General features: G+C 69.2%; 1 protein-coding gene and 1 pseudogene. Both read left to right on the top strand.

The annotated features are described in order from the left end of the window. Nucleotides 1-170, top strand: a pseudogene (locus tag FV230_RS31135) (porin family protein); the annotation flags it as partial. A 214-nt stretch (nt 171-384) separates the two neighbouring features. Next, nucleotides 385-830, top strand: a 446-nt coding sequence (locus FV230_RS28835; protein ID WP_147844789.1) for a DUF2076 family protein, incomplete at its 3' end; no start/stop codon positions are given.

Below are 830 nucleotides of genomic sequence, written 5' to 3'. Positions count from 1 at the left end.
ACCTCGACCAGGGCGGCCGCAACAACGGCGCCTTCGCCTCCAACTCGACCGGCACCGTGACCCTGACCTCGCCGGGCGTGACCGTCGTGCAGAGCGGCCTGAACCGCAACAACAGCACCGAGTTCGCTGTCGTGCGCGCCGGCCTGAACTACAAGTTCGGCTCGTACTAGGACCTGCCGGATCCGCCGCGGCTCGCCCAGAGCCGCGGTTCGACCCGACCCGAGAAGCCCGGCCGAAAGGCCGGGCTTTTTTCGTCGCACGATCGCATCGTCCTACGGCGAAGATTTCTTCGCCGCCCCTGACAAACCTCGGGCGTGCTCCCCATCTTGGAACCGGTCCATGCGGCGCACGATGCCGCGGGTTCGATTCGAGGAGGACGACTCCATGAACAGCGAAGAACGCGACGTCATCTCCGGCATCTTCCAGCGGCTCGAGCAGGCGTCCAGCCAGCCCCGCGACGCGGATGCCGAGCGCTTCATTGCCGACAAGCTCAGGGCCCAGCCCTATGCGCCCTACGCGATGGCGCAGCTGATCTACGTGCAGGAGGAGGCGATCAAGAGCCTCAACCAGCAGCTCGAGCAGGCCCGCCAGCAACAGGCGCAGCCGCAATCCTCGGGTGGCGGCGGGTTCCTGTCGAGCATCTTCGGCGGCGGTTCGCAGCGCCAGGATCCGCAGCCGCAGCAGCGGGCGGGCGGCGCCTGGGGCAACCAGGGCGGCGCGCCGCAGGGTTACCCGCAGCAAGGGTATCCGCAGCAGGGCTACCCGCAACAGGGGTATCCGCAGGGCGGACCGCAGCAGGGCGGCCCGTGGGGCGGCCAGCAGCAGGCGCC

The organism is Methylobacterium sp. WL6, from assembly GCF_008040095.1.
GTDB lineage: Bacteria > Pseudomonadota > Alphaproteobacteria > Rhizobiales > Beijerinckiaceae > Methylobacterium.
The sequence above is the reverse complement of the archived record's forward strand: the minus strand, read 5'-3'. Positions and strand labels throughout refer to the sequence as shown.